The sequence below is a fragment of the Umezawaea sp. NPDC059074 genome, from assembly GCF_042738955.1.
GTDB lineage: Bacteria > Actinomycetota > Actinomycetes > Mycobacteriales > Pseudonocardiaceae > Umezawaea.
Map to the genome: position 1 here is coordinate 22,787 of NZ_JBHYHC010000031.1, position 25,820 is coordinate 48,606.

Sequence of the window (25,820 nt, forward strand, 5' to 3'; positions counted from 1 at the left end):
CCGGTGACGGAATCAGTTGCCGCCAGCGGGCTCGCGAGTCTCGCCTGGTTGCTGCTAGCCCTGCCCGCGTTCGGTGCGGCTGTGCTGCTGCTGGCGGGCAAGCGGGCCGACAAGTGGGGCCACCTGCTGGGCTGCGCCACGATCATCGCGGCGTTCGCCTACGGGGTCGCGCTCTTCTTCACGACCCTCGGCCAGGGCCCGGAGGAGCGGACGAGCGAGCTCCACCTGTTCGACTGGATCCCGGTCGGCGCCCTGAACGTCGAGTTCGGCCTGCGGATCGACCCGCTGTCGCTGACGTTCGTGCTCCTGATCACCGGTGTCGGGTCCCTGATCCACATCTACTCCATCGGCTACATGGCGCACGAGGACGGCAGGCGCAAGTTCTTCGCCTACCTGAACCTCTTCGTCTCCGCGATGCTGCTGCTGGTGCTGGGCAACGGCTTCGTGACGCTGTACTTCGGCTGGGAGGGTGTGGGCCTCGCGTCCTACCTGCTCATCGGCTGGTACCAGTACAAGCCGGAGGCGGCCACCGCGGCCAAGAAGGCGTTCCTGATGAACCGGGTCGGCGACCTGGGTCTCGCGATCGCCATCTTCATCATGTTCAAGGAGCTGGGCACCACCCAGTACACCGACGTGTTCGCGCGGGTGGACGAGCTGTCGTCCGGCTCGATCCTGGCGATCACGCTGCTGCTCCTGCTCGGCGCCTGCGGCAAGTCCGGCCAGTTCCCGCTCCAGGCCTGGCTGCCCGACGCCATGGCGGGTCCGACGCCCGTCTCCGCCCTGATCCACGCGGCGACGATGGTGACCGCGGGCGTGTACCTCATCGCCCGCTCGCACCCGCTGTACGACCTCAGTCCGGACGGCCGACTGGTCGTCATGATCATCGGTGCGGTGACGCTGCTGATCGGCTGCCTCATCGGCATGGCGTACGACGACTTCAAGAAGGTCCTCGCCTACTCGACGGTCAGCCAGATCGGCTACATGATCCTCGCCGTCGGCCTCGGCCCGGTCGGGTACGCGCTGGGCATCCTGCACCTGCTGGCCCACGGCTTCTTCAAGGCAGGCCTGTTCCTCGGCGCGGGTTCGGTCATGCACGGCATGAACGACGAGGGCGACATCCGCCGCATGGGCGGGCTCGCCAAGTACATGCCGATCACCTTCGCGACCTGGGGCCTCGGCTACCTCGCGCTGATCGGCATCCCGCCGTTCTCCGGCTTCTTCTCCAAGGACGCCATCATCGCGGCCGCCTTCGGCGAGCCGGGCTGGCGCGGCTACGTGTTCGGCGGCGTCGCGCTGCTGGGCGCGGCGCTCACGGCGTTCTACATGACCCGCCTGCTGCTGCTGGTCTTCCTGGGCAAGGCCCGCTGGAAGGACCTGAAGACGGCGGACGGCAAGGACTACCACCCGCACGAGTCCCCGCTGTCCATGACCATCCCGATGATCGTCCTGGCCGTCGGCTCGGTCGGCATCGGCTGGTTCCTGGAGAGCGGCGACCGGCTCGCGGGCTGGCTCGAACCGTCCCTCGGCCCGCTGGAGGAGACGCACGGGGTCATCGACCACACGACCGTGGCGATCCTCAGCGTCGGCCTCTCGCTGGTGGGCGTGGCCATCGCGTTCCTCCTCTTCGGCCGCAAGCCGCAGCCGGTGGAACGCCCGCTGCGGGTGTCCTTCCCGGTCCGCGCCGCGCGCGCCGACCTGTACGGCAACGCGCTCAACGAGGCGCTGTTCGCGCGGCCGGGCACCTGGCTCTCCCGCGCGCTCGTGTTCGTGGACAACAAGGGCGTCGACGGCCTCGTCAACGGGACCGCCGCGCTGCTCGGCGGTAGCTCCGGCCGGTTGCGCCGTCTCCAGACCGGTTTCGTGCGCTCGTACGCGCTCTCCATGCTCCTGGGCGCGATCTGCGTGCTGGGCGCGCTTCTGATGGTGAGGTTCTCGTGAGCTGGACGCTGATCGCGCTGCTCCTGCTGCCGCTGGTCGGCAGCCTGGTGGTGGCATTCCTGCGGGGGAACGACCGGATCGCGAAGTTCACCGCGCTCGGGTTCTCCCTCGTGGAACTCGCGCTCGCGGTCGTGACCTGGATCGCCTACGACCCGTCGTCGTCCGCCCGGTTGCAGCTGACCAGCTCGGCCGACTGGATCCCGACGTTCGGGGTGCACCTGTCGTTCGGCGTGGACGGCATCGCGCTCGTCATGATCGCGCTGATCGCCTTCCTGATGCCGGTCGTCATCGGCGGCGCCTGGTCGGACAAGCTGCCGGAGGGCCGCAGCGCGAGCGGGTTCTTCTCGCTGCTGCTGGCCATGCAGACCGGCATGATCGGCGTGTTCGCCGCGACCGACGTGTTCCTGTTCTACGTGTTCTTCGAGGCCGTCCTCGTCCCGATGTACTTCCTGATCGGCCGCTTCGGCGGCCCGAACCGGCAGTACGCGGCGATGAAGTTCTTCCTCTACTCGTTGCTCGGCGGCCTGATCATGCTCGCCTCGGTGATCGGCCTGTACGTCACCAGCGCGGACAAGCTGGGCCAGGGCACGCTCGACTGGGCCACGCTCGTCACCGTGATGAAGGACGCGCCGACGTCCACGCAGATCTGGCTGTTCCTCGGGTTCTTCATCGCCTTCGCGATCAAGGCCCCGCTGGTGCCGCTGCACACCTGGCTGCCCGACGCCGGTGCCGAGGCGCCGGTGGGCGCGGGCGTGCTGCTCGTCGGCGTCCTGGACAAGATCGGCACGTTCGGCTTCCTGCGCTACTGCCTGCCGCTGTTCCCGGCGGCCAGCAAGCAGCTCGCGCCGCTGGTGCTCGTGCTCGCGGTCGTCGGCATCATCTACGGCTCGCTGCTCGCGGTCGGCCAGACGGACATGAAGCGGTTCGTCGCGTACACCTCGATCGCCCACTTCGGCTTCATCGCGCTGGGCATCTTCGCGTTCAGCTCGCAGGCCGGTACGGGCTCGGTGCTGTACATGGTCAACCACGGCATCTCGACCGGCATGCTGTTCCTGGTCGTGGGCATGGTGATGTCGCGCGGCGGCTCCCGCCTGATCCAGGACTACGGCGGCATGGCGAAGCTGACCCCGGTGCTGGGCGGCCTGTTCTTCGTGGCCGGTCTGTCCTCGCTGGCGCTGCCCGGCACGAACTCGTTCGTGAGCGAGTTCCTGGTCCTCATCGGCTCGTACCCCAACCAACCGGTGTTCACCATCGTCTCCACGCTCGGCATGGTGCTCGCGGCCCTGTACGTGCTGTGGGTCTACCAGCGGGTCTTCCAGGGCCCGGTGCGCGGGACCGCGCTGCTGAACGTGGCGGGCGGCCCCGGAACCGCCAAGGACCCGGAGCGCTCCGAGATCAAGGACCTCGACAAGCGGGAGATCGCCGTGCTGGCGCCGCTCGTGGCACTGGTCCTCGTGCTCGGGTTCTACCCCAAGCCGGTGTTGGACGTGATCTCCCCGTCGATCGGGGCGACGTTGAGCGAGGTCGGCGTGTCCGACCCGGTCGCGCAGGAAGGCAAGTGACGTGACGTTCCTCGCCCAGGTCCAGCTGATCGATGCGCCGGACATCAAGTACGACGCGATCACCCCGGTGCTGATCGTGCTCGGCGCCGCCTGCGTCGCCGTGCTGTTCGAGGCCTTCCTGCCCAAGCACCAGCGGTGGGCGGCGCAGGTCGCGCTGACCGCGCTCGCCCTCATCGCCTCGGGCGCGTGGACGGTCGTCTACGCGTCCAGCGACGCGAACACCAAGCAGGGCGTCACCACGCTGTCGGACGCGGTCGCGGTCGACCGGCCGGTGATCTTCCTCTGGATCACGCTGCTGATGCTGGCGTTCGGCTCGGTGCTGCTGATCGCCGACCGGTCCGTCGAGCCCGGCGGCGCGTTCGTCGCCGACGCCGCGGTCCGCCCCGGCACGGTCCAGGACCGCGCGCAGGCGTCCCGCACGGGCATGCAGACCGAGGTCTTCCCGCTGACGCTGTTCGCGCTCTCCGGGATGATGGTGTTCGTCGCGGCGAACGACCTGCTGACGATGTTCATCGCGCTGGAAGTGCTGTCGCTGCCGCTGTACCTGATGTGCGGGCTCGCCCGCCGTCGCCGCCTGCTCTCGCAGGAGGCGGCGGTCAAGTACTTCCTGCTCGGCGCGTTCGCCTCGGCGTTCTTCCTCTACGGCCTCGCGCTGCTCTACGGCTACGCGGGCTCCGTGAAGCTGGCCGACATCGCGACCGCCACGGCGGGCAGCGACAAGTCCGACACGCTGCTGTTCGCGGGCTTCGGCCTGCTGGTCGTCGGCCTGCTGTTCAAGGCCTCCGTCGGCCCGTTCCACGCGTGGACCCCGGACGTCTACCAGGGCGCTCCGACGCCCATCACGGCGTTCATGGCGGCCTGCACGAAGGTCGCGGCCTTCGGCGGCATCCTGCGGGTGCTCACCGTCGCGTTCGAGCGGACCAACTGGGAGTGGCGGGGCGTCCTGTGGGGCGTCGCCGTGGCCTCGATGGTCATCGGCGCGGTGCTCGGCCTCACCCAGACCGACGTGAAGCGCATGGTCGCGTACTCCTCGGTGGCGCACGCGGGCTTCCTGCTGATCGGCTCGATCTCGCTGACCGAGCAGGGCCTGTCCGGCACGCTGTTCTACCTGCTGGCCTACGGCTTCACCACGGTCGCCGTGTTCGGCGTCATCAGCCTGGTCCGCAACGCCGACGGCGAGGCGACCCACCTGTCGCAGTGGGCGGGGCTCGCGAAGCGGTCGCCGGTGCTCGCGGCGGTCTTCACGTTCCTGCTCCTGGCACTCGCGGGCATCCCCCTGACGAGTGGTTTCGTGGGCAAGTTCGTGGTGTTCGCGGCGGCCATCCAGGACGGTCTCGCACCGCTCGTGGTGGTCGCGCTGGTGGCCAGCGCGGTGGCGGCGTTCTTCTACCTGCGGGTCATCGTCCTCATGTACTTCAGCGAACCCGCACCTGACGGGCCCACGGTGACCGTGCCCGGCGCGTTCACCACGATCGCGATCACCATCGGCGCCGCCGTCACCCTGTTCCTGGGCGTGTACCCCTCGTTCGCGCTCGATTGGGCGGGGGCAGGCGGCTTCGTCTTCTAGTGGTACGTAGGCTTCAAGGGTGACCAGTAGCGAGCAGGTGGGGACAGGGTTCCAGTTCGTCGACCCTGTGCTGGCGGAGGTGGTGCAGGACGGCCTCGCCGAGGTGGAAGAACTTCTGCGGAAGGTCGTGCAGAGCGACTTCCACCCGGTGATGGAGACGTCGCTGCACCTCGTGGACGCGGGCGGCAAGCGGATTCGCCCGCTGTTCACGCTGCTCGCCTCCCAGTTCACCGGGACGTGGGACCGCGAGAACGTCATCAAGGCGGCCGCGGTCGTCGAGCTGACGCACCTCGCGACCCTCTACCACGACGACGTGATGGACGAGGCGACCATGCGGCGGGGCGCGGTCAGCGCCAACGCCAAGTGGGACAACAGCATCGCCATCCTGACCGGCGACTACCTGTTCGCCCACGCGTCCGCGCTGGTCGCGGACCTGGGGACGGCCGCGGCGCGGATCATCGCCGAGACGTTCAGCGAGCTGGTCACCGGGCAGATGCGCGAGACGATGGGGCCCCGCGAGGGCGAGGACCCCGTCGAGCACTACCTCAAGACGATCAAGGAGAAGACGGGGTCGCTCATCGCGACCGCGGCGCGCTTCGGCGCGATGTTCTCCGAGATGACCGACGAGCAGACCGACGCGCTGCGCGCCTACGGCGACGTGATCGGGGCGGCGTTCCAGATCTCCGACGACGTCATCGACATCGCGTCGCCGACGGAGGAGTCGGGCAAGACGCCCGGCACGGACCTGCGCGAGGGCGTGAAGACGCTCCCGATGCTGTACGCGCTCGCCGAGCCGGGGGCCGAGAGCACCAGGCTCGGTCGGCTGCTGTCCGGTCCGATCACCGACGACGCCGAGGTCGACGAGGCGCTGGCGCTGCTGCGCACGTCGTCCGGACTGGCGAAGGCCAGGCAGACCCTCGACGAGTACGCCGACGAGGCCCGCGCCGCACTGGGCAAGCTCCCGGCCTGCCCGGCCCGCGACGCGATGGAGTCGCTCAGCGAGTACGTCGTGGCCCGCTCGCACTGACCAGTTCGGGTGCGGGCGTCTCGAGAAGGGACGCCCGCAAGGGTGGCCGTTCGCATCCCGGTTCCACTTCAGCAGTGGTCATCGGCACTCTGGTGTCAGGTCAACCGCCGCTTCGCGGCGGGGAGCCAGTTCGAGCTTTCGGGCCCGGTGACCCGTGCGGGCGGCGTCGAGCGTGAACACGGCCAGCGCGACCCACACCAGGCCGAAACCGGCCCAGCGGACCGGCGTCATGGTCTCGTGCTTCACGAACACGCCCCAGGCGAACTGGAGGATCGGCGCCAGGTACTGGAGCATGCCCAGCGTGATGAGCGGCACCCTCCTGGCCGACGCGCCGAACAGCATCAGCGGCACCGCCGTGACCGCGCCCGCCGAGACCAGCAGCAGCGCGTGGCCCCAGCCGTTCGAGGTGAACGTGCCCGCGTCGGTCGCGCCGAGCCACACCAGGTAGCCGACCGCGATCGGGGCCAGCACGACGCTCTCGCCGGTCAGGCTCGTGGTCGAGTCCAGCGGCACGGTCTTCTTGATCAGCCCGTACACGCCGAACGAGCACGCCAGCGTCAACGAGATCAGCGGCAGCGAGCCGTAGTCGACGGCCAGCACGACCACCGCCAGCACCGCGATGGCCAGCGCCGCGTACTGCGGCAGCCGCAGCTTCTCCCGCAGCACCAGCACGCCCAGCAGCACGCTGACCAGCGGGTTGATGAAGTACCCCAGTGAGGCCTCGACCACGTGGGCGCTGTTCACCGCGTAGATGTAGACGCCCCAGTTGACCGCGATCAGCACCGAGGCGCACGCGACCATCAGCCAGCCCTTGGCCGACAGGCGGCGCAGCGCGCCCCACTGGCCGAGCGCCAGGGTGATCCCCGCCATCACCACCAGTGACCACGCGATCCGGTGGGCCAGCAGCTCCACGGGGGTCGCCGGGAGCAGCAGGGGCCAGTAGGCGGGGACGACGCCCCACAGCACGTACGCGCCGACGCCGTACGCGATTCCCCGATCGGGGCGGTGAACTTCCACCGCGGTGGCGTCGGAGTTGGTCAACGGGGGCACTCGCCGCACTCTACGCCGCGACGTGGATCCCTTTGACCTGGTCAGTTGCGCCCGGTGGCCTACTATCGACACATCCGTTCGCCAGTGGGCGGCCGACCGCGACTGACCACGAGGTCAGGGTAGTTTGGCACCGCTTCCACTACCGGGTGAACAGCTCGGCGTGCGAGCGCGTCGGGGCGTAACAGGACTTGCCAGTTGGAGGAACTTCCAGTGGTGTCGCTCTTCGGGCAGGTCTGGCTGTGGAGCCTGCTGTCCTTCGTCGCCGGTGTGCTGGTGACCTGGCTCGTGCAGGTCCGACCGGCCAAGCAGCGGCTCGCCGAGCTGGAGGCGAACAGGCTCAGCGCCCCAGCCGGACCGCCGCGACCGCAACCGCAGGCCCCGCCGTCGCCGGTGTCGTCGCCGATGCGCGACGAGGAGTTCGACGACTGGCACGTCGGTGCCCGCGCGACCTCCGATCCCGCGCTGGCCCCGCCGCCCGAGCAGGTGTGGCCGCAGAGCCCCGCGCAGGAAGCGCCGAGGGCGTACGAGCCCCCGCGCGCCGCGGAGCCCTACGAGCCCCCGTCGCGCTCCGGCGAGCCGCTGCGCCCGCTGGAGCCGCAGCGGCTGGTCGAGCCGCCGAGGCCCCAGGAGCCGTACGGCCAGGAGCCCTACGCGCCCCTGCCGCGCACGCCCGAACCGCGCCAGTCGAACGACGTGGCCCCGTTCCCGCCGCTGAGCGCGTTCGCCGCGGCCCCGGAACCGGAGCCCGAACCGGACTCGGACAACTACGACGAGCTGCCCCCGGCGCTCACCCGCATCCCGGAGGACGCCGAGCCGTCCCGGATCGTCGAGCCCGTCGACGTGCCCGAGGAGGAGAAGCCGCGCAGCCTGTTCCAGCGGCTGTCCACCGAGGACGAGGTGCAGGCCGAGCCCGTGCCGCTCAACCCGGCGCAGGAGCCGACCGTGTTCCGGCGCGCGGACCTCGACGAGCTGCCGGACGTGCCCGAGATCCCGGCGGACCGCACCCGCTACCTGAACCCCGTGACGGCCGAGGTCGCGCCCGCCCAGGAGGAGCCGACGGCCCCGCCGGAGGTGCAGGAGTGGCACCCGCGCGAGATGTGGCGCGAGGAGGAAGAGGCGCAGCTCGAGGTCGACCGGCCCACCGAGGCGGAGCAGGACGCCGAACGGCCCGAGGCCGAGCTGCTCGACGACCGTGAAGAGGACTTCGCGGCCGACGACGTGCTGCCCGCCGAAGCCGAAGTCGAGGCTGACGCCGAGGTCGCCGAGCCGGTCGAGGAGGCCGAGGAGGCCGAGGTCGTCGACGAGACGCCCGAGGACGAGACCGAGACCACGTCGGTCATCCCCGCGGGCGAGGTGCAGCGCGCCATCGACGCGGCCGACGCCCGCGCGGAGGCCGAGCGGGAGGCCGAGTCGGACGCCGAGCGCCAGCCGTGGCCCGAGCACAGCCTGACCGGCCAGTTCCCGATCGCCGCCGTCACGGACGCGATCGAGTCCAGCAAGGGCCAGCTCGGCGTGCAGCCGGACGACCCCGACGACCGCCGCGACGACCCGGACGAGGTCACTGCGGCCGCCGAGCCCCAGGACACCGAGGACACCCGCGACGCCGAGACGCGGGGCGCGGACTTCCGCGCCGCCCAAGCCGCGCCGACCGAGTCCCGCGGCTGGGCCCCCGCCGGGGGCACGCCGGTGGCCCCGTTCTCCGGCGAGCGCGCGTCGACCGCGCCCTTCCAGGCCGAGCAGCCCGCGGCCAAGGCGGCGGAACCGGAAGCCCCGGCGACCGAGTTCTTCCCGGCCGAGCTGCCCCCGATCGTCGACAAGCGCGCGGCCGCCCCGCGCGCCGCCGACTTCTTCGCGCCCCAGCCGGTCGAGCCGGAGGCCCCCGCGCCGAAGGCGGCCAAGCCCGCCCCGGCCCAGCCCGCGGCGGAACGCCCCCGGTCCCTCTTCGAGCCCATCGTCGGCGCTTCGGACGACGACCCGGAGCCCGCGGAGACCGTGCGCCACCTGCCGCCGTCGGACGACCAGCCGTTCGTCCCGACCCTGGCCCCGGAACTGCTCCAGCGCGGCTCCAACGGCCTGCCGCAGCGCCCCCAGCGCCCGGCGGGCGGCCCGCCGCCCATGACGTCCCCTCCGCTGCTGGGCCCGCCCCAGCCGGTCGCACCGCCGCAGGCCAAACCCCTGCCCGTGCGCCCGCGCCCGGTCGGCTTCAGCCCCTCCACGGGCGGCCGCAGCGAACCGTCCGCCCCCGTCGCGCCGCGCTACCAGCAGCCGGAGGGCTTCAACCCGCGCTCCCCGTTCGGACCGGGCTCGGTCCTCCCCAAGTCGGACGGCCACGCCCCCGCGGCGGACTTCGAGGTGAAGGCGACCCTGACCGGCCGCCGCTACTTCCGCCCCGGCACGTCCAGCTTCGACGACACCAGGGCCGACGTCTGGTTCCGCACCGAGGCCGACGCCCAGAAAGCCGGCTTCCGTCCCGCGTAGTAGTGCCAACGCAAAAGGCCCCCTCCACAGTGGAGGGGGCCTTTTGCGTTGGTACTCAGTCGCTCAGCACGGTCCAGGTGTCCTTGCCGCGCAGCAGCGCCGCGAGGTCGGCCTTCTTGGCCGCCTTCGCCTGCTCGACCTGGTCGCGCGCGGCGTCGTCGTAGGTGGTCCGCCGAACGTTGCGGAACACCCCCGTGACGGTGTGCGAGAGGTCCTGCGTGGACAGCCGGGACAGCGCGAACGCGTACGACGGGTCCTCGAGCGTGGCGTCGTGGACGACCACGTTCTCCAGCCCCACCTCGGAGACCTTCGCGACCTCCAGGCCCGCGAACCCGGACCGCACGACGCCGTACTCGCCCTCGAGGCCGAAGACGATCGGCTTGCCGTGCTCCAGGTTGATGATCCGCCGCTTGGCGTCGTCGGCGTCCTTGAGGACGTCGAACGCGCCGTCGTTGAAGATCGGGCAGTTCTGGTAGATCTCCACCAGCGCGGACCCGCGGTGCTCTGCGGCCTGCCGCAGCACCTCGGTGAGGCCCTTCTTGTCCGAGTCCAGCGCCCGGCCGACGAACGTGGCCTCCGCGCCCAGCGCCAGCGACACCGGGTTGAACGGGTTGTCCAGCGAGCCCGCGGGCGTCGACTTGGTGATCTTGCCCGTCTCGGACGTGGGGGAGTACTGGCCCTTCGTGAGCCCGTAGATCCGGTTGTTGAACAGCAGGATCTTGAGGTTCACGTTGCGCCGCAACGTGTGGATCAGGTGGTTGCCGCCGATGGACAGCGCGTCGCCGTCACCGGTCACGACCCACACCGACAGGTCCGGCCGCGACACGGCGAGGCCGGTCGCGATGGCCGGGGCGCGGCCGTGGATCGAGTGCATCCCGTAGGTGTTCATGTAGTACGGGAACCGGCTGGAGCAGCCGATGCCGGACACGAACACGATGTTCTCGCGCTTGAGCCCCAGCGTCGGCAGGAACGACTGCACCGCGTTGAGCACGATGTAGTCGCCGCAGCCGGGACACCAGCGGACCTCCTGGTCCGACTTGTAGTCCTTGGCCTTCTGCGGCTCGTCGGTGGTCGGGACGCCGTCGAGCCCACCCAGCGCGGGCAGGCCGAGATCAATCGCCGTCACGCTTCAACCCCCTTGATCACGTCGGCGAGCACGTCCTGGAGCTCCTCGGCCTTGAACGGAAGCCCCTGGACCTTGGTGTAGCTCATCACGTCCACGAGGTACTTCGCCCGCAGCAGCAGCGCGAGCTGGCCGAGGTTCATCTCGGGCGCGATCACCTTGTCGTACTGGGAAAGCACGTCACCGAGGTTCTTCGGGAACGGGTTCAGGTGCCTCAGGTGCGCGTGCGCCACCGGCAGGCCCAGCTTGCGCACGCGGCGGGCCGCGGCGCCGATCGGGCCGTACGAGGAACCCCAGCCGATGACCAGGACCTTGGCGTCGCCGGTCGGGTCGTCCACGACCACGTCCGGCACGGTGATGCCGTCGACCTTCGCCTGGCGCAGCCGCACCATCCGGTCGTGGTTCTCCGGCTCGTAGGAGATGTTGCCGGTGTTCTCGGCCTTCTCCAGCCCGCCGATGCGGTGCTGCAACCCCGGCGTGCCGGGGATCGCCCACGGGCGGGCCAGCGTCTCGGGGTCGCGCACGTACGGCCAGAACTCGCCGGAGCCGTCGGTGGCGTTGGGCTCGGTCGCGAACTCCACCGACAGGTCGGGCAGCTCGTCGACGTTCGGGATCAGCCACGGCTCGGAGCCGTTCGCGATCGCGCCGTCGGACAGCAGCAGCACCGGCGTGCGGTAGGTGAGCGCGATCCGCACCGCGTCCATGGTCGCGTCGAAGCAGTCCGACGGGGACTGCGGCGCCACGATCGGCACCGGCGACTCGCCGTTGCGGCCGAACATCGCCTGGAGCAGGTCGGCCTGCTCGGTCTTGGTCGGCAGGCCCGTGGACGGGCCGCCGCGCTGCACGTCGATGATCAGCAGCGGCAGCTCGGTCATCACCGCGAGGCCGATGGTCTCCGACTTCAGCGCCACACCGGGACCCGACGTCGACGTCACGCCCAGCGCGCCGCCGTACGACGCTCCCAGCGCCGCGCCGATGCCCGCGATCTCGTCCTCGGCCTGCAACGTCGTGATGCCGAAGTTCTTGTGCTTGCTCAGCTCGTGCAGGATGTCCGACGCCGGCGTGATCGGGTACGTGCCGAGCACGATCGGCAGCCTGGCCTGCTGGCCCGCCGCGACCAGGCCGTACGCCAGCGCCGTGTTGCCGGTGATCTGGCGGTAGGTGCCGGTGTTCAGCTTCGCCGGGGCGACCTCGTAGGTCACCGCGAACGACTCGGTCGTCTCGCCGTAGTAGTAGCCCGCGCGGAACGCCAGGACGTTCGCCTCGGCGATGTCCGGCTTCTTCGCGAACTTCTCCCGCAGGAACCGCTCCGTGCCCTCGGTCGGCCGGTGGTACATCCACGACAGCAGGCCCAGCGCGAACATGTTCTTCGCGCGCTCGGCGTCCTTCTTGCCGAGCCCGGTCTCCTCCAGCGCGCCGATCGTGATGGTGGCCATCGCGACCTCGTGGACCTGGAAGTCCGCCAGCGACTCGTCCTCCAGCGGGTTGGCCGCGTAGCCCACCTTCTGCAGGTTGCGCTTGTTGAACTCGTCGGTGTTGACGATCAGGATCCCGCCCTTGGGCAGGTCCATGATGTTCGCCTTGAGCGCCGCCGGGTTCATCGCCACGAGCACGTCGGGGCGGTCGCCGGGGGTGAGGATGTCGTAGTCCGCGAAGTGCAGCTGGAACGACGACACGCCCGGCAGGGTGCCCTGGGGCGCCCGGATCTCGGCGGGGAAGTTGGGCTGGGTCGCCAAGTCGTTGCCGAAGGCGGCGGCCTCGGAGGTGAAGCGGTCACCGGTGAGCTGCATGCCGTCACCGGAGTCCCCGGCGAACCGGATCACCACTCGATCCAGCTTGCGTGTTTCGGGGGCTCCAGGCAGTGCGCCGTTACCCAGGTCGGTAGTCATCTCCTACGCCGATCCCTCTCTTCGTGGACAGGCCGAACTGTTGTCCCGCATCACATGTGCAGTTGCGAGGGTAGTCGTTTGTGCTAAGGCAACGGTGGCCCGAGTGCCACCATGCGGGAACCCCTGACTCACTGGCTTCGCTTGTCCGCAACTCGACGGTAGGCAGCACGGCACCCGCGGACCGCCAAAGGCGGTGCAGGTCACAGCATGTACGCCCGATCGGCGTACTCCCAGTAACAGTTACTTGCGGTAGGGGGAAGATTTAGGGGCGTCCGCTGATCCGGTCCTTCAACGCCGCGAGCTTCGCGGCGAACTCCGGCGACCCGATCGACGTGACCTGCGGTCCGAGTTCGGTGGTCACCGCCTCGGCGTGGTCGTCGAGCGCCGCGGTCGTCCGCATCGTCGCCTTGATGGTCCGGACCAGCTCCCGCGGCCCCTCGGCGGACGCCTTCGCCAGGTCCCGCGCGGCGGCGACCACATCATCACCCGACCGGGTGTAGGCCAGTCCCGTGCGCACGGCCTCGTCCGCGTCCAGGATCTGCCCGAACAAGGTCATCGCCGTGGCCGTCTGCGGCCCGACGAGCCGTTGCAGCATCCACGTCATCCCGCCACCGGGGTGGATGCCCAGCTGGAGGAACCGCGCGTCGAACCGCGCCCTCGGCCCGGCGACCCGGACGTCGCAGGCCAGCGCCAGGTTCAGCCCCGCGCCCACCGCCGCCCCGTTGACCGCGGCGATCGTCGGCAGCGAGCAGTCCGCCACCGCCAGGAAGCCCGCGTAGATCCTCCGCAGGCCCTCCTCCTTGGCCTCGCCGAGCGCCGTCAGGTCGGCCCCCGCGCAGAACGCGGGCGCCGCCCCGGTCACCACCACCGCGGTGACTTCGGGATCCCGTTCACACGCGCGCACGGCGTCGGCCAACTGCTCCGACAGCTCCAGGGTCAGCGCGTTGCGGCGTTCGGGGTCCCGGACGGTGATCACCGCGATGCGGTCGGAACGCTCCAGTGCGACCTCAGCCATGCGGGGGACTCTACGGAGCCGGTGGCCGGTCCAGGAGGCGGGACAGCACGACCGTCGACACGGTCCGGTCGATGATCTCGACGGCCCGCAGCCGTTCCAGCGCCGTCTCCAGGTGGTGGATGCTGGCGGCCCGCAGGTGCACGATCGCGTCCGCCGCGCCCGACACCGTGTAGGCGGCCATCACCTCGGCCATCGGTTCGAGCCGGTTCTGGATGTCGCTGGGCGACACGTTGCCGCGGCAGTGCACCTCGACGAACGCCTCGGTGCCCCACCCGAGCTGTTCGGGGTCGACCACCGCGGTGAACCCGCGCAGCACCCCGGTGTCCAGCAGCTTGTCCACCCGCCGCTTCACCGCGGGAGCCGACAGCCCCACCACGTTCCCGATCTCCGCGTAGCTGGACCGGGCGTTGGCCATGAGGCACGAAATGATTCGATGGTCGATGGAGTCCACACGCAACATAGTGCCCTAAAAGACGCAATATTGTGGCGTTGTTCGAGGGTCGGGCGGCCATCTACATTTCGATCCATGACCTCGGTATCCATTCTGGGCCCCGGCGACGAGCCGCTGGTGCTGGACCTAGGCGCGCCCGCCGCGCCCCTGCGCGTGCCGACGACCCGCAGGTACCTCATGTGCCCGCCGGAGCACTTCACCGTCGAGTACGCGATCAACCCGTGGATGGACCCCACCACCCCCACGAGCACGTCCCTGGCGATGGCCCAGTGGACCGCTCTGAAGGACGCCTACGAGTCCGCAGGGCACAAGGTCGAGGTCATCGAACCCCAGGCAGGCCTGCCGGACATGGTCTTCTCGGCGAACTCCGGCACCGTCATCGACGGCAGGGTCCTGGGCTCCCGCTTCCGCGCCGAACAACGCGCCGCCGAGGCCGACCACTTCCGCCGCTGGTTCCTGGACAACGGCTACCGCGACGTGGTGATGCCGGAACGCACCAACGAGGCCGAAGGCGACTTCGCCTGGACGGGCACCCTCCTACTGGCGGGCACCGGTTTCCGCACCGACCCAGCAGCCCACGCCGAGGCCCAGGAAGTCCTAGGCGTCCCCGTCGTCTCCCTGCACCTGGTCGACCCCCGCTACTACCACCTGGACGTCGCCCTGGTCGTCCTCGACGACCAGTCCCCGACCCCTCTGATCGCCTACTACCCGGACGCCTTCTCCCCAGGCTCCCAACAGGTCCTCCGCCGCCTCTTCCCCAACGCCATCATCGCCACAGCGGCGGACGCGGCCTGCCTGGGCCTCAACGCGGTCTCGGACGGCCGCCACGTCTACCTCCCGGTGGAGGCAACGGACTTCGCGGCCCAACTGACAGCCCACGGCTTCGTCCCCGTCTTCGTCGACATCTCGGAACTCCGCAAATCCGGCGGCGGCCCGAAGTGCTGCACCATGGAGTTGCGCGGCTGATCTTGGACGGATGAAGGCCCCCGGAAGAACACTTCCGGGGGCCTTCGTCGTGTTCGGGAAGTGCTGGACGGCCAACATGGATAGTGCTACGTTCCATTATGGCGAGTGCAGCTATCCATTCGAGGGGAACAGTCATGAGAGCTCTGTCCGTGTCAACCGCGGGGTGGAACCGGCCGATGCTGGTCACGGCGTGGGCGATGGTGCCGTTGATCGCTGTTGCGCTCGTGGGGCTGGTGGTGGACGAGCGGATCCTGGTGGGGGCGCCGATCTGGTTGAAGCCGCTCAAGTTCGCGGTGTCCATCGCGGTCTACGGGATCACCTGGGCGTGGCTGATCTCGCTGCTCAAGGTCGGTAAGCGGCTCGCCCAACGCGTGTCGGTCGTGTTGGCGTCGGTGTTGTTGCTGGAGCAGGCGCTCATCGTCATGCAGGTGGTGCGCGGGCGGGGCAGCCACTTCAACGTGATGACGGCGCTCGACTCCACCGTCTTCGCCGTCATGGGGGTGTCCATCGCCGTCCTGTGGACCGGCACGCTGATCCTCACGATCCTGGTGCTGCGCACGCCGTTCGCCGATCGGGCCACGCGGTGGGCGCTCCGCTTCGGGGCGGTGATCTCGTTGGCGGGCATCGGCATGGGGGCCCTGATGACGTCGCCGACCGCCTCCCAGCGCGCGTCGATGACCGACGGGACGTTCAAGGGCGTCATCGGCGCGCACACCGTCGGCCAGGAGGACGGCGGGCCGGTGATGGCGGTGACGGGGTGGAGCACGACCGGTGGTGACCTGCGCATCCCGCACTTCTTCGGGATGCACGCCCTCCAGGTGCTGCCGCTGCTGGTCCTGCTCATGACGGTGCTCGCCACGCGCCTGCCGGTGCTCGCCGACGAGGCCGTGCGCACGCGCCTGGTCGGTGTCGCGGGCGTCGGGTACGGGCTGTTCTTCGGCCTGGTGCTCTGGCAGGCCGAGCGGGGTCAGCCGATCACCGCTCCGGACTCGCTCACGCTCACCGCGGCCGCCGCGATCGTCGTCGCCGTGGTCGTGGGAGCGGTTTGGGCCGTGAACGCCAAGACCAAGGCGACCGTCGGATGAGCACCCGGTTCCTGTTCGACGTCACGTTCTACCTGACGGTGCCGTTCTGGCTGCTGATGATCTTCGCGCCCACCACGAAGGTCACCGCCAAGATCGTCGCCACGCCGTGGATCGCCGCTCTTCCACTGGTCGTGTACTTCCTGCTGGCCCTCCCGCACTTCGGCCAGCTGTGGGACGTGGTCAGCGTCCCGAACCTCGACACGCTCGTCGCCTTCGTCCGCGAGCCCTACGGGGCGGCCGCGATCTGGGCCCAGATCATCTCGTTCGACCTCTTCATCGGCCGCTGGATCCACCTCGAATCCCGGCGGCTCGGCCTGCACCCGCTGGTCGAGGGCCCGATCCTGGTCCTGACCATCTTCCTGTCGCCGTTCGCGCTCGTCCTCTTCCTCGCGGTGCGGTCGGCGCTCGAAAGGCGGAAGCTGGACGCCGTGAGCCCGGCACCAGCGGCGGCGTAGAAACCTACACCGATTCGACACCCCATCTGCTCTGGTCATCTGTCTGGGTTCACCCAGAGGGCTGATCGGTCTAGCGTCGAGCACCCCCTCGATGCTCCGATCGACGGCACCTGTTGTCGACCAGGTAGGGAGCGTGCCGTGAACGACCTCGACGCCCAAGGTCCGTCGCCAGTGCAGGAACCCGCCGAAGAGCAGGTGAAGCCCCAAGCGCCGCAAGCGCAGCGGCCGAAGAACGGCCTGGAGTGGCTGGTCAAGCAGGCCGAGCGGAAGCGCCCGAGCCAGGCGCAGCCGGAGTAGTCACCACCGCGCAAGGGCCGCTCGCCACTCGGTGAGCGGCCCTTGCGGCCTTTCCGCCCTATCCTGGAGCGCGTGTCCCACGTCGAACGGAGCGCCCGGCCGGTGGAGCTGGGGATCGCGACCGCGGTGCTGATGGCCCTCGGCCTCACCGCGGCGGTCGTCGGCCTGCTGATCCCGGACACGGGCCCGTTGGCCGCCACGGCGGCCGTCGGCGGTCTGATGATCACTATCCTGGCGGGCGCCGCGTGGTTCGGCAGCGTCCGGGTGCACCGCACGCTCGTCGCCACGGTCGTGGTGGTCGTCATCGCCCTGCTGGGGCAGCACGCGGCCTGGTCCGCGCTCGCGCTGGCCGCCGCGGGCGTCCTGACGGCGCTGCCCCGCGTGCGCGCCTGGTACCGCCAAGCCGCCTAGCGCCTCCGCTGCGGGTCTAACCCGCCTCGGCCTGGAACGCGGCCCACAGGAGGTTCAGCGGGTGGTCCGCGGGGAACTTGGCCCGCTCCTCCTTGCGCGCGAACACGCCCACGAGCCGTTCCAGCACGGGCTCCCGGTCGTTCTTCAGCTCCACGACCCGCAGCCCGCTGCCCTCGCGCAGCTCCTGGTTCGCCGCCACCACGCCCAGCCCGGACGTGACGATCATGCAGCCCTGCACGAGCCCGGACCGCAGCAGCGACATGCCGTACTGGATCTCGTCGATCTCCGCCGCGATGTCCAGCTCGTTGCGGTAGTCCGGCCCGAACCAGCCGCGCAGGAACTCCGCGATCAGCCCGTCGCCCGGCACGACCAGCGGCAGCCGCGGCAGCTCGCCGACGCCCGCGCTGTCGCCGAGGCGCTTCTCCGGCAGGTTCGTCAGCAGCGCCAGCCCGCCGCGCCGCCACTCGATCACGTCGAACTCGTCCAGGTGCCCGGTGTGGCCCGCGTGCGTCACGACGCTGCCGCACACCACGTCCACCTCCTTGCTCTCCAGCTTCGTCCAGATGTCTCGCGTGCGGATGTGCACGACCTTCAGCTCGACGTCGCGCTGCTGGAACTCGTCCGCCACGTGGTGCCACGCCTTGGCCAGCGAGTCGAGCATGAACCGGGTCGTGCCGACGGTGAGCGTGGTCCCCAGCTTTCGCCTGCACTCGTGAATAGAGTCGAGCCAATCGCCCAGCGTGGTGCGCGCCAATTCCACCAGCGCCTCGCCGGTTTGCGTGATCAGCACATCTTTTCCACGACCCTGCTTGACGACGAGAGGTTCGCCGCACAGTGATCGGAAGTTCCGGTTCAGGGTGTCGATCTGCTTCTGCACGCTCGACTGCTCGCGGCCCAGCACGCGCGCGGCCCGGAGCGCGGAGCGGGTCTCGTGGACGGCCAGCAACGTCCTGAGCTGGTCCATCGTCGTGTCCAACAGCGCGTTCGGGGAGTGCAGGAGCCTGCTGAGCTGGTTTCCCGCGGGGAGCAGCAGCTGTGCCGAGCTGGACATGGGGGCCTCTCAGGTCGTCGCGTCGGGCCGCGAGATGTTCTACCGATCAGTTGTACTGAACCTGACCACACTTCGGCTACAAATAATCCTTAGATTCTGTCCCATTTCCCTGGACACGTATAGGAGTTTCGTAAGAGACTTTCCACGCATCCGGTTGAGAGATCGCGGGGTGCAATCCTATGGGGGGATTAGGGGGGTTGGGGGCTCGCCGGGCGCAAGCTTGGCGGGCCCCCACGTATTAGCCTTCCGGACTGTGACGGTTTCCATGTTCGCCGAGCGCGGGCTGCGCCTCGACTGGGGTATCACCTTCCGGATCACCGTGCTGGACCTCGGTCTCGCGTGCTGCGGGGTCGAGGTGATGGCCGCCTTCGACGGTCGCGGCACCGCCGACCTCGAGGCCCTGGGCGTCGACCCGGTGCGCGACGGGGGAGAGGCGCACGTGCTGGTCGTGTCCGGCACCGTCACCGACGTGATGCTGCCCGCGGTGGTCGCGACGTACGAGGAGATGCCCGAGCCGCGCTACGTGCTGTCCGTGGGGGCGTGCAGCAACACCGGCGGGCCGTACTGGGACTCCTACAGCGTCACCAAGGGCATCGACCAGGTGCTGCCGGTCCACGTCGCCGTGCCCGGCTGCCCGCCGCGCCCCGAGGCGCTCCTGGAGGGCTTGGCCGCGCTGCACAAGCTGGTCGTCTCGTGAGCGCCGCGTCCGCCGACCTCGCCGCGCTCGTGCCCGGCGCGGTCGTGAAGACGGCCTTCGGTCAGAGCACCGCGCACGTGGAACTGGACCAGTGGTCAACGGCCGCCCGGTTCGCGCGCGACGACCTCGGCTGCGCGGCGTTCGACTGGCTCGGCGTCGAGGACGCCGGTCGCCCCGGCGCCAGCGGGGTCCGGCACGCCGTGCTGCTGCACGTCCTGCACCCGGACACCCGGTCCGGGCTCCTGCTCCGCACCGAACTCGCGGCGGACGACGTGCTGCCCAGCGTGGCGGGCCTGTGGGCCGGGGCCGCGTGGCACGAGCGCGAAGCCGCGGAGATGTTCGGCATCACCCTCGCCGAACCCGTCGCCCGCCTGCTGCTGCCGGACACGTTCGCGGGCCACCCGCTGCGCAAGGACTTCGTGCTGGCCGCCCGCGTCGTGCGGCCGTGGCCCGGCAGCCTCGAACCCGGCGAGGACTCCACGTCCTCGCCCAGCCGTCGTCGCACCCTGCCGCCCGGTGTCCCGGATCCGGTGACCTGGGGTCCACGCAAAGAGGAGAACCAGCCGTGACCGCCGAACTCCCGCCCCGGACCCGAGGCGTGATCGCGCTGCTGGAGTCCAACTGCACGGTCTGCATGATCTGCGCCCGCGAGTGCCCGGACTGGTGCATCCACATCGAGTCGCACACGGAGACCGTGGAAACGCCGGGTCACGCCCGTCCGCGCGCCCACAACGTGCTCGACCGCTTCGCCATCGACTACGGCCAGTGCCTCTACTGCGGCATCTGCGTCGAGGTGTGCCCGTTCGACGCCCTGCACTGGGCCCCGGAGTTCGGCTATCCCGGCACGGGCAGCGCGGACGGCGACGGCGCGGTCGCCGAACTCGTCCACGAGCGCGACGTGCTGGCCACGTGGATCGCCGAGGTCCCGCCGCCCCCGCCGCTCGACGCCGCCGCCGAACCCGCCCCGGAGACGACCGCCACACGTGCGGTACGCGGCGGTTCAGGAACCGCGCGCAGGCCGGGAGCGTTGAGAGGGAGGACGTGAACCCGGAGGCGAACCAGCGTGCACAAGCACTACAACGGGTTGAAGACCGCGCTGCTGCTCGGCGCGATGGGCGGCCTGATCGTGCTGATCAGCTCGTTCTTCGGGCGCACCGCGCTCCTCTTCGGCCTGCTGCTGGCGCTGGGCGTCAACGCGTACGCCTACTTCAACTCCGACAGGATGGCGCTGCGCGCGATGCGGGCGCGGGCCGTGTCGGAGGTCGAGCAGCCCGCGATGCACCGCATCGTGCGGGAGCTGTCGATGGCCGCGCGGCAGCCCATGCCGCGGCTGTACATCAGCCCCACGATGGCCCCGAACGCGTTCGCGACCGGCCGCAACCCGCGCACGGCCGCCGTCTGCTGCACGACCGGCATCCTCGAACTGCTCGACGAGCGTGAGCTGCGCGCGGTCCTCGGCCACGAGCTGTCGCACGTCTACAACCGCGACATCCTGATCTCGTGCGTCGCGGGCGCGTTGGCGTCCGTGGTCAGCACGGTCGCCAACATCGCCCTGTTCGCGGGCATCTTCGGCGGTGGCGACGACGACCGGCCGAACCCGCTCGCGCTGCTGCTGATCGCGATCCTCGGCCCGGTCGCCGCGGGCATCGTGCAGATGGCCGTCAGCCGCTCCCGCGAGTTCCAGGCGGACGCGTCCGGAGCCGAGCTGACCGGCGACCCGCTGGCGCTCGCCTCGGCGTTGCGCAAGCTCGACCACGGCACCAAGGCGGCCCCGCTCGCACCGGAGCCCGCCGTGGTGGCGCAGTCGCACCTGATGATCGCCAGCCCGTTCCTGCCGGGCGAATCGCTCAGCAGGCTGTTCTCCACCCACCCCCCGATGGCCGAGCGCATCCGGCGCCTCGAGGAACTGGCCTTCCGCCGCCCCTAGGCGGTCGCGCCCGCCTCGCGTGCGACGTTCATCACGTACTGGCCGTACCCGGACTTCGACAGCGCCTCGCCCAGCCGGTAGCACTGGTCCGGCGTGATGAGCCCCATCCGCAGCGCGATCTCCTCCAGACACGCGATCCGCACGCCCTGCCGGTGCTCCAGCACCTGCACGAACTGGCCCGCCTCCAGCAGCGAGTCGTGCGTCCCGGTGTCCAGCCACGCGAAACCGCGACCGAGGTCCACCAGGTTCGCCCGGCCCTCCCGCAGGTAGGCGAGGTTCACGTCGGTGATCTCCAGCTCGCCCCTGGGCGACGGCTTCAGCTCGCTCGCGATCGACACGACCCGGTTGTCGTAGAAGTACAGGCCGGTGATCGCCTTGTTCGACTTGGGCTTCGACGGCTTCTCCTCGATGGAGACCAGCGTCCCGCCCGCGTCGACCTCGCCGACGCCGTAGCGCTCGGGGTCCTTCACCGGGTAGCCGAACAGCACGCAGCCGTCGAGCTTCGCGACCTGCTCCTGGAGCATCCGCGAGAAGCCCTGGCCGTAGAAGATGTTGTCGCCCAGCACCAGCGCGACCGTGTCGCCGCCGATGAAGTCCGCGCCGATCACGAACGCCTCGGCCAGCCCGTTCGGCTCGGCCTGCTCGGCGTACTCGACGCGCAGGCCGAACTGCGACCCGTCGCCCAGCAGCCTGCGGAAGTGCGGCAGGTCGGTCGGCGTGGAGATCAGCAGGATCTCGCGGATCCCGGCGAGCATGAGCACCGAGATCGGGTAGTAGACCATCGGCTTGTCGTAGACGGGCAGCAGCTGCTTCGAGACCGCTTGCGTGATCGGGTGCAGCCTGGTGCCGCTGCCACCCGCCAGGACGATGCCCTTCACGCCGCTACCGGTAGTTCGTGAACTGGAGCGCGATCCCGAAGTCGGAGCCCTTGATCAACGCGATGATCTCCTGGAGGTGGTCCTTCTTCTTGCCGGAGATCCGCAGCTGGTCGCCCTGGATCTGCGCCTGCACGCCCTTCGGGCCCTCGTCGCGGACCTTCTTCGCGATCTCCTTGGCCTTCTCCGAGGTGATGCCCTGCACCAGCGTCCCGGTGACCTTGTAGATCTTGCCCGAGATGGACGGGTCGCCGATCTCGAACGCCTTCATCGAGATGCCGCGCTTCACCAGCTTCTCCTGGAAGACGTCGATCGCCGCCCGGCACCGCTCTTCGGTCTCCGACTGGAACGCGATGGCCTCCTCACCGGACCAGGCGATCTCGGTCCCGGTCCCGCGGAAGTCGAACCGCGTCCCCAGCTCCTTCGCGGCCTGGTTGAGAGCGTTGTCGACCTCCTGCCGGTCGACCTTGCTCACGACGTCGAATGACGGATCCGCCACGTGCTCGATACCTCCGCGTAGATGGGCCTTTGACGAGCCCCGATGTTACCGGGGTAACCCGGTTGCGAACCCCTCCACGGGGTTATGTAGTCTCTTGTTCGCACCCGACACCACCGGGCGCAAGGCGGGTTGCCCGAGCGGCCAATGGGAGCGGACTGTAAATCCGTCGGCTTACGCCTACGTAGGTTCGAATCCTACACCCGCCACAACTGGTTAACACCCCGTGACCTGGGAAAACAGGTCACGGGGTGTTTTTCGTCCAGGTGTTGTCACCTAAGCGTCGCGCTTATCCCCTCGGCTCAGTGGTCCGCACTCCTCGAGTGAACTCGCACGTCACTGTCGGACCTGGTTGGTACAACTGGCCAACGAAGGTGGACGACGTTTGGGGTGCACGTGGGGGCATGGTCGCTGTTGTCGTTCGGCGAGGACCGGCATTTCCAGGGCAACACCGGGTACGCGGACGTCCTGGAGCTCATGTACCTCTACGACTCGTCCGTTCCCAACTCCGGCCGGATCGCCGAGGGTGACCTGGTGTTCGTCCGCGACAAGACGTCCGTGCGCGGTCTGGGGTGGGTGCGGCAGATCGCCAGGGAAACCGGTGCGGCGAAGGTCCGGAAGAGGTGCCCGGAGTGTCGTGCAACCGGCTTCAAGAGGCGTACCACGATGTCGCCCCGGTTCTTCTGCCCGTCTTGCAAGCATGTGTTCGACCGGCCGGACGAGGAGATGATCACGGTCACCAAGTACGTGGCCAACTATGCGGGCACGTGGCGACCGCTCAACGGCGAACTGTCGTTGAGCGACCTCAACGGCGAACTGTCGTTGAGCGACCTCAACGGGTTCGCCGAGAAGCAGGGGCAGCAGCATTCGATCCGGGCGCTCAAGCCCGATTCGGTGGAGCAGGCCCTGCGTGATCTGGGTGTTCCCCCGAGCCCGCCTGAAGCCGCGCCGGTGACGAAGATCGACGGTGGGCGCCGGATCGCACTCGTTTCCGTGCGGATCGGTCAGCAGTCGTTCCGGCAGGCGCTGCTCGACAAGTACGGCGCCACCTGCGCCATGACCGGCGCCTGTCCGAAGGAGGCGCTGGAGGCCGCGCACCTCAGGGCCTTCGCCATCCATCAGAGACATGAGGTCGAGGAGGGTTTCCTGCTCAGGGGAGACGTTCACCGCCTGCTCGACCGGGGTCTGCTGGCCGTGCACCCCGACACGCTCGAGGTGCACGTCTCACCGCGGTTGGACGACTACCCGACCTATCGAGCACTGCGCGGTCGCAGATTGGGAGTCGCCCCGCCCAGCAGGGAGGCCTTGGCTGACCACTTCTCGGCTGCGGCAGCCATCTGGGCCTAGCGGTCCGACACCAGTTGGCCGCCGATCGCCCAGTTCCCCGCCTCGACCTCGCGGATCACGACCCACACGCCTTCCGGCTTCACGTCGCACGTGCGGACGATCGCGTCGGTCATCTCCCGCACGAGTGCGCGCTTCTGCTCTTCGGTGCGGCCGGGGAACATGTCTACGGTGATCATGGGCATGCACGGACCTTGAACTGGACGAGGCCTGCGCGCAAGGGCTTCCTCTCCCTTGCGTGCAGGCCCCGCTCCGGCAGCATAACCCATGTCGAACACATGTTCGACTGGTCAGGCTGTTCGGAGTGCCGCCCTGCCCTCGTCGGTCAGCTCGGCGCGGACCAGTTGTCCGGGTAGGGCGGCCGTGGTGGGGCGCAGCAGGCCCGCGTGGACGAGGTCGTGGGTGGCGGTCTGGTCGCAGCAGGGGAGACCGTCGACGTACAGGTCCGGTTCGCGGCCCGCGGTGAACTCGGCTCGGCCCGCGTCGACCGCGCGCAGCATCGCCAGCGCACGGCCGGACAGCTCTCGTGACGTCGTGGTGGTCATCGGGTCCCCCGCTTCTCTCCGGTCGTGCTCCCTGTTCCTCTAGGAGGTCGGACCCGACCCGCGAATACCTCCGCGGGGTTCGTGCCGTCCCACCTTGCTCCGGTCGGGCGTTTCGATCATGTCGCCACGCCGATCGGCTGGACTGTTCAGCCCAACCGAAGTTCGACGACCGGTCGGCGCTCGGTTCGGACCCGTTGTCGCGCGAGGGGGCGGTCGGCCGGAGCCTGGTGCCGATGGCCAAGACATGAGCGAAATCCTTGTTGCCCTGGCCGCTCTCGTGATCGGGGTGTCGGTCGGCCTGTTCCTGCGTCGGCCGCGGCCTCGCTCAGCCACGCCGCCGCCGCCGAGACCTGCCGTGGAACGCACTGCCCACAGGGAACTCCTGCACGCTGTGGACGACCTCGAGTACGCCTTGAACACGATCCGGAACTTCGGCCCGCTCAGCGCCTCCGAACTCCTCAACGTCGACCTGTCCGCCAAGCTCGACCGGCTCGTCGTCGCGGGCGCCCCGTCGGCCCTCTTCGCGAAGCTGCGCGGCCGGACCGAGCAGATCGCGCTGCACCCGTTCCCCGAGCAGCGGGAACTCGTGTCGGCCGTCCGCGCCGACGAGCAGCCGTCGCCGCTGTCGGCGGTGTGGCTGCTGATCCGCGAGGCGTCCGGCAGCGGCGCCGCCCAGCACCTCGCGGCGGGCGAGGCGAAGAACTGCCTCGACGAGCTGCGGCTCGAACTGGCGCGCAACGCGCCCGACGACGACCTGGTGCTGGTCTAGCGTTGAGCCGCGTGGAGATCTTCGTGGTGGACGCGTTCACCGACCGTCCGTTCTCCGGCAACCCCGCCGGAGTCGTCCTGCTCCCCGAACCCGCCGACCCCGCGTGGATGCAGTCCGTCGCGGCGGAGATGAAGCACGCCGAGACCGCGTTCGTCGAGGCGTCCGGTTCCGGGCCGTTCCCGTTGCGCTGGTTCACGCCGACGACCGAGGTCGACCTGTGCGGCCACGCCACCCTCGCCACCGCGCACGTGCTGGGCGGTTCCGCCGTGTTCAGCACCCGCAGCGGGTTCCTCACCTGCACGGCGGGGAAGGACGGGTGGGTCGAGATGGACTTCCCGGCCGACCCGCCGGTCCCGGTTGACGCCACGCCGCTGCTGCGCGCGGCCCTGCCCGGCGTGACGGTGAAGGCCGTCGCGAGGGGCGTGTCGGACGTGCTCGTCGAGGTCGCGTCGGCCGCCGAGGTGCGCGCGCTGCGGCCGGACCTGGTGCTGCTCGACGACGTGCCGGGGCGGGGCGTGATCGTCACGGCCCGCGGCGACCTGCCGGGCGTCGACGTGGTCAGCCGCTGCTTCTACCCGTCGTTCGGCGTGCCGGAAGATCCGGTGACCGGATCCGCTCACTGCACGCTCGCGGCGTGGTGGTCGCCCAGGCTGGGCCGTCAGACGCTGCTCGGCGAACAAGCGTCCCCACGCGGCGGACGTGTCCAGATGACCCTCCGTGACGACCGCGTCGGATTGGCGGGCCAAGGTGTCACGGTGCTGCGCGGAGAGCTGACCGTGTGACCGGTTTCGTCACTTCACGT

27 protein-coding genes and 1 tRNA gene are annotated in these 25,820 nt (G+C 69.8%); 18 read left to right on the forward strand and 10 right to left on the reverse strand.

Annotation, left to right across the window (positions count from 1 at the left end):
- The first annotated feature begins 3 nt into the window (after window positions 1-3).
- Genes nuoL through ACFWW9_RS16525 form a run of 4 tightly spaced genes read left to right on the forward strand, consistent with a single transcriptional unit; the run spans window position 4 to window position 6,094 of the window.
- Window positions 4-1,938 carry an NADH-quinone oxidoreductase subunit L gene (gene nuoL, locus ACFWW9_RS16510; RefSeq protein WP_390377599.1) on the forward strand — a complete coding sequence of 645 codons (1,935 nt, stop codon included), beginning with the start codon at window positions 4-6 and terminating at the stop codon, window positions 1,936-1,938.
- Window positions 1,935-3,500, forward strand: coding sequence for an NADH-quinone oxidoreductase subunit M (locus tag ACFWW9_RS16515; RefSeq protein WP_390377602.1), 1,566 nt, complete (start codon window positions 1,935-1,937; stop codon window positions 3,498-3,500). The genes nuoL and ACFWW9_RS16515 overlap by 4 nt, the downstream gene beginning before the upstream one ends.
- Before the next feature lies 1 nt (window position 3,501).
- Window positions 3,502-5,067 carry an NADH-quinone oxidoreductase subunit NuoN gene (gene nuoN / locus ACFWW9_RS16520; protein ID WP_390377606.1) on the forward strand — a complete coding sequence of 522 codons (1,566 nt, stop codon included), beginning with the start codon at window positions 3,502-3,504 and terminating at the stop codon, window positions 5,065-5,067.
- A 19-nt stretch (window positions 5,068-5,086) separates the two neighbouring features.
- On the forward strand, window positions 5,087-6,094 hold the full coding sequence (locus ACFWW9_RS16525; protein WP_390377609.1) for a polyprenyl synthetase family protein: 1,008 nt from the start codon (window positions 5,087-5,089) through the stop codon (window positions 6,092-6,094).
- 78 nt (window positions 6,095-6,172) lie between these two features.
- Here ACFWW9_RS16525 and rarD read toward each other — a convergent pair whose 3' ends face one another.
- Window positions 6,173-7,144: an EamA family transporter RarD gene (rarD, locus tag ACFWW9_RS16530; RefSeq protein WP_390377612.1), complete on the reverse strand. Its 972-nt coding sequence runs from the start codon at window positions 7,142-7,144 to the stop codon at window positions 6,173-6,175.
- A 210-nt stretch (window positions 7,145-7,354) separates the two neighbouring features.
- Here rarD and ACFWW9_RS16535 point away from each other — a divergent pair, with 210 nt between their 5' ends.
- Complete coding sequence (locus tag ACFWW9_RS16535) at window positions 7,355-9,622, forward strand: hypothetical protein (RefSeq protein ID WP_390377615.1); 2,268 nt, start codon at window positions 7,355-7,357, stop codon at window positions 9,620-9,622.
- A 55-nt stretch (window positions 9,623-9,677) separates the two neighbouring features.
- Here ACFWW9_RS16535 and ACFWW9_RS16540 read toward each other — a convergent pair whose 3' ends face one another.
- From ACFWW9_RS16540 to ACFWW9_RS16555, 4 genes are all read right to left on the reverse strand, one after another.
- Complete coding sequence (locus ACFWW9_RS16540; RefSeq protein WP_390377618.1) at window positions 9,678-10,748, reverse strand: 2-oxoacid:ferredoxin oxidoreductase subunit beta; 1,071 nt, start codon at window positions 10,746-10,748, stop codon at window positions 9,678-9,680.
- A complete protein-coding gene (locus ACFWW9_RS16545) occupies window positions 10,745-12,634 on the reverse strand; it encodes a 2-oxoacid:acceptor oxidoreductase subunit alpha (RefSeq protein ID WP_390377621.1) in 1,890 nt (629 codons plus the stop codon). Before ACFWW9_RS16545 ends, ACFWW9_RS16540 begins: the two co-directional genes overlap by 4 nt.
- Before the next feature lie 262 nt (window positions 12,635-12,896).
- On the reverse strand, window positions 12,897-13,649 hold the full coding sequence (locus ACFWW9_RS16550; protein ID WP_390377624.1) for an enoyl-CoA hydratase: 753 nt from the start codon (window positions 13,647-13,649) through the stop codon (window positions 12,897-12,899).
- Between the two features lie 10 nt (window positions 13,650-13,659).
- A complete protein-coding gene (locus ACFWW9_RS16555) occupies window positions 13,660-14,109 on the reverse strand; it encodes an Lrp/AsnC family transcriptional regulator (RefSeq protein ID WP_390377627.1) in 450 nt (149 codons plus the stop codon).
- A gap of 66 nt (window positions 14,110-14,175) precedes the next feature.
- Here ACFWW9_RS16555 and ddaH point away from each other — a divergent pair, with 66 nt between their 5' ends.
- The 5 genes from ddaH to ACFWW9_RS16580 all read left to right on the forward strand — a co-directional run bounded on the left by ddaH (window position 14,176) and on the right by ACFWW9_RS16580 (window position 17,314).
- Window positions 14,176-15,066, forward strand: a complete 891-nt coding sequence (ddaH, locus tag ACFWW9_RS16560) for a dimethylargininase (RefSeq protein ID WP_390377630.1) — start codon at window positions 14,176-14,178, stop codon at window positions 15,064-15,066.
- A 134-nt stretch (window positions 15,067-15,200) separates the two neighbouring features.
- Window positions 15,201-16,151 (forward strand): hypothetical protein, encoded by a 951-nt coding sequence (locus ACFWW9_RS16565; protein ID WP_390377633.1) that lies wholly within the window; start codon window positions 15,201-15,203, stop codon window positions 16,149-16,151.
- On the forward strand, window positions 16,148-16,606 hold the full coding sequence (locus ACFWW9_RS16570; protein ID WP_390377636.1) for an ABA4-like family protein: 459 nt from the start codon (window positions 16,148-16,150) through the stop codon (window positions 16,604-16,606). The genes ACFWW9_RS16565 and ACFWW9_RS16570 overlap by 4 nt, the downstream gene beginning before the upstream one ends.
- Before the next feature lie 138 nt (window positions 16,607-16,744).
- Window positions 16,745-16,903 (forward strand): hypothetical protein, encoded by a 159-nt coding sequence (locus tag ACFWW9_RS16575; protein ID WP_390377639.1) that lies wholly within the window; start codon window positions 16,745-16,747, stop codon window positions 16,901-16,903.
- 72 nt (window positions 16,904-16,975) lie between these two features.
- On the forward strand, window positions 16,976-17,314 hold the full coding sequence (locus ACFWW9_RS16580; RefSeq protein ID WP_390377642.1) for a hypothetical protein: 339 nt from the start codon (window positions 16,976-16,978) through the stop codon (window positions 17,312-17,314).
- A gap of 16 nt (window positions 17,315-17,330) precedes the next feature.
- Here the strand turns inward: ACFWW9_RS16580 and ACFWW9_RS16585 are convergent, their stop codons facing one another.
- Entirely contained in the window at window positions 17,331-18,365 is a 1,035-nt protein-coding gene (locus ACFWW9_RS16585) for a LysR family transcriptional regulator (protein WP_390377645.1), read from the reverse strand.
- 253 nt (window positions 18,366-18,618) lie between these two features.
- On the opposite strand from ACFWW9_RS16585, the gene ACFWW9_RS16590 reads away from it, so the two are divergent.
- Genes ACFWW9_RS16590 through htpX form a run of 4 tightly spaced genes read left to right on the forward strand, consistent with a single transcriptional unit; the run spans window position 18,619 to window position 20,989 of the window.
- Complete coding sequence (locus ACFWW9_RS16590; RefSeq protein ID WP_390377648.1) at window positions 18,619-19,062, forward strand: NADH-quinone oxidoreductase subunit B; 444 nt, start codon at window positions 18,619-18,621, stop codon at window positions 19,060-19,062.
- Window positions 19,059-19,631, forward strand: coding sequence for an NADH-quinone oxidoreductase subunit C (locus ACFWW9_RS16595; protein ID WP_390377651.1), 573 nt, complete (start codon window positions 19,059-19,061; stop codon window positions 19,629-19,631). Before ACFWW9_RS16590 ends, ACFWW9_RS16595 begins: the two co-directional genes overlap by 4 nt.
- Window positions 19,628-20,107, forward strand: a complete 480-nt coding sequence (locus tag ACFWW9_RS16600; protein WP_390377654.1) for a 4Fe-4S binding protein — start codon at window positions 19,628-19,630, stop codon at window positions 20,105-20,107. Before ACFWW9_RS16595 ends, ACFWW9_RS16600 begins: the two co-directional genes overlap by 4 nt.
- Before the next feature lie 18 nt (window positions 20,108-20,125).
- A complete protein-coding gene (htpX, locus tag ACFWW9_RS16605) occupies window positions 20,126-20,989 on the forward strand; it encodes a zinc metalloprotease HtpX (RefSeq protein WP_390377657.1) in 864 nt (287 codons plus the stop codon).
- Here htpX and rfbA read toward each other — a convergent pair.
- Both rfbA and ACFWW9_RS16615 read right to left on the reverse strand, forming a co-directional pair.
- Window positions 20,986-21,867, reverse strand: coding sequence for a glucose-1-phosphate thymidylyltransferase RfbA (gene rfbA, locus ACFWW9_RS16610; protein ID WP_390377660.1), 882 nt, complete (start codon window positions 21,865-21,867; stop codon window positions 20,986-20,988). The two genes, htpX and rfbA, sit on opposite strands and share 4 nt — an antisense overlap.
- Window positions 21,868-21,871: 4 nt before the next feature.
- Window positions 21,872-22,363, reverse strand: coding sequence for a YajQ family cyclic di-GMP-binding protein (locus ACFWW9_RS16615; protein ID WP_390377664.1), 492 nt, complete (start codon window positions 22,361-22,363; stop codon window positions 21,872-21,874).
- Between the two features lie 123 nt (window positions 22,364-22,486).
- Between ACFWW9_RS16615 and ACFWW9_RS16620 the strand changes: the two genes are divergently transcribed.
- A tRNA-Tyr gene (locus ACFWW9_RS16620) sits at window positions 22,487-22,569 on the forward strand.
- Between the two features lie 187 nt (window positions 22,570-22,756).
- Window positions 22,757-23,707 carry an HNH endonuclease gene (locus ACFWW9_RS16625; RefSeq protein ID WP_390377667.1) on the forward strand — a complete coding sequence of 317 codons (951 nt, stop codon included), beginning with the start codon at window positions 22,757-22,759 and terminating at the stop codon, window positions 23,705-23,707.
- On the opposite strand, the gene ACFWW9_RS16630 is transcribed toward ACFWW9_RS16625, so the two are convergent.
- Together ACFWW9_RS16630 and ACFWW9_RS16635 are read right to left on the reverse strand one after the other, a co-directional pair.
- Complete coding sequence (locus ACFWW9_RS16630; RefSeq protein ID WP_390377670.1) at window positions 23,704-23,883, reverse strand: 4-oxalocrotonate tautomerase family protein; 180 nt, start codon at window positions 23,881-23,883, stop codon at window positions 23,704-23,706. The genes ACFWW9_RS16625 and ACFWW9_RS16630 overlap by 4 nt on opposite strands.
- A gap of 111 nt (window positions 23,884-23,994) precedes the next feature.
- Window positions 23,995-24,249 carry a hypothetical protein gene (locus ACFWW9_RS16635; RefSeq protein WP_390377672.1) on the reverse strand — a complete coding sequence of 85 codons (255 nt, stop codon included), beginning with the start codon at window positions 24,247-24,249 and terminating at the stop codon, window positions 23,995-23,997.
- Between the two features lie 355 nt (window positions 24,250-24,604).
- On the opposite strand from ACFWW9_RS16635, the gene ACFWW9_RS16640 reads away from it, so the two are divergent.
- On the forward strand, window positions 24,605-25,018 hold the full coding sequence (locus ACFWW9_RS16640) for a hypothetical protein (RefSeq protein WP_390377675.1): 414 nt from the start codon (window positions 24,605-24,607) through the stop codon (window positions 25,016-25,018).
- A gap of 11 nt (window positions 25,019-25,029) precedes the next feature.
- Window positions 25,030-25,800, forward strand: a complete 771-nt coding sequence (locus ACFWW9_RS16645) for a PhzF family phenazine biosynthesis protein (protein ID WP_390377678.1) — start codon at window positions 25,030-25,032, stop codon at window positions 25,798-25,800.
- Window positions 25,801-25,820 lie beyond the last annotated feature (20 nt).

What these genes read in the sequence shown, in the direction of transcription:
- ACFWW9_RS16545 (WP_390377621.1), bottom strand. Translation starts at nt 12,634, where the DNA reads ATGACTACCGACCTGGGTAACGGCGCACTGCCTGGAGCCCCCGAAACA.
- ACFWW9_RS16550 (WP_390377624.1), bottom strand. Translation starts at nt 13,649, where the DNA reads ATGGCTGAGGTCGCACTGGAGCGTTCCGACCGCATCGCGGTGATCACC.
- ACFWW9_RS16555 (WP_390377627.1), bottom strand. Translation starts at nt 14,109, where the DNA reads ATGTTGCGTGTGGACTCCATCGACCATCGAATCATTTCGTGCCTCATG.
- ddaH (WP_390377630.1), top strand. Translation starts at nt 14,176, where the DNA reads ATGACCTCGGTATCCATTCTGGGCCCCGGCGACGAGCCGCTGGTGCTG.
- ACFWW9_RS16565 (WP_390377633.1), top strand. Translation starts at nt 15,201, where the DNA reads ATGAGAGCTCTGTCCGTGTCAACCGCGGGGTGGAACCGGCCGATGCTG.
- ACFWW9_RS16570 (WP_390377636.1), top strand. Translation starts at nt 16,148, where the DNA reads ATGAGCACCCGGTTCCTGTTCGACGTCACGTTCTACCTGACGGTGCCG.
- ACFWW9_RS16585 (WP_390377645.1), bottom strand. Translation starts at nt 18,365, where the DNA reads ATGTCCAGCTCGGCACAGCTGCTGCTCCCCGCGGGAAACCAGCTCAGC.
- ACFWW9_RS16630 (WP_390377670.1), bottom strand. Translation starts at nt 23,883, where the DNA reads ATGATCACCGTAGACATGTTCCCCGGCCGCACCGAAGAGCAGAAGCGC.
- ACFWW9_RS16635 (WP_390377672.1), bottom strand. Translation starts at nt 24,249, where the DNA reads ATGACCACCACGACGTCACGAGAGCTGTCCGGCCGTGCGCTGGCGATG.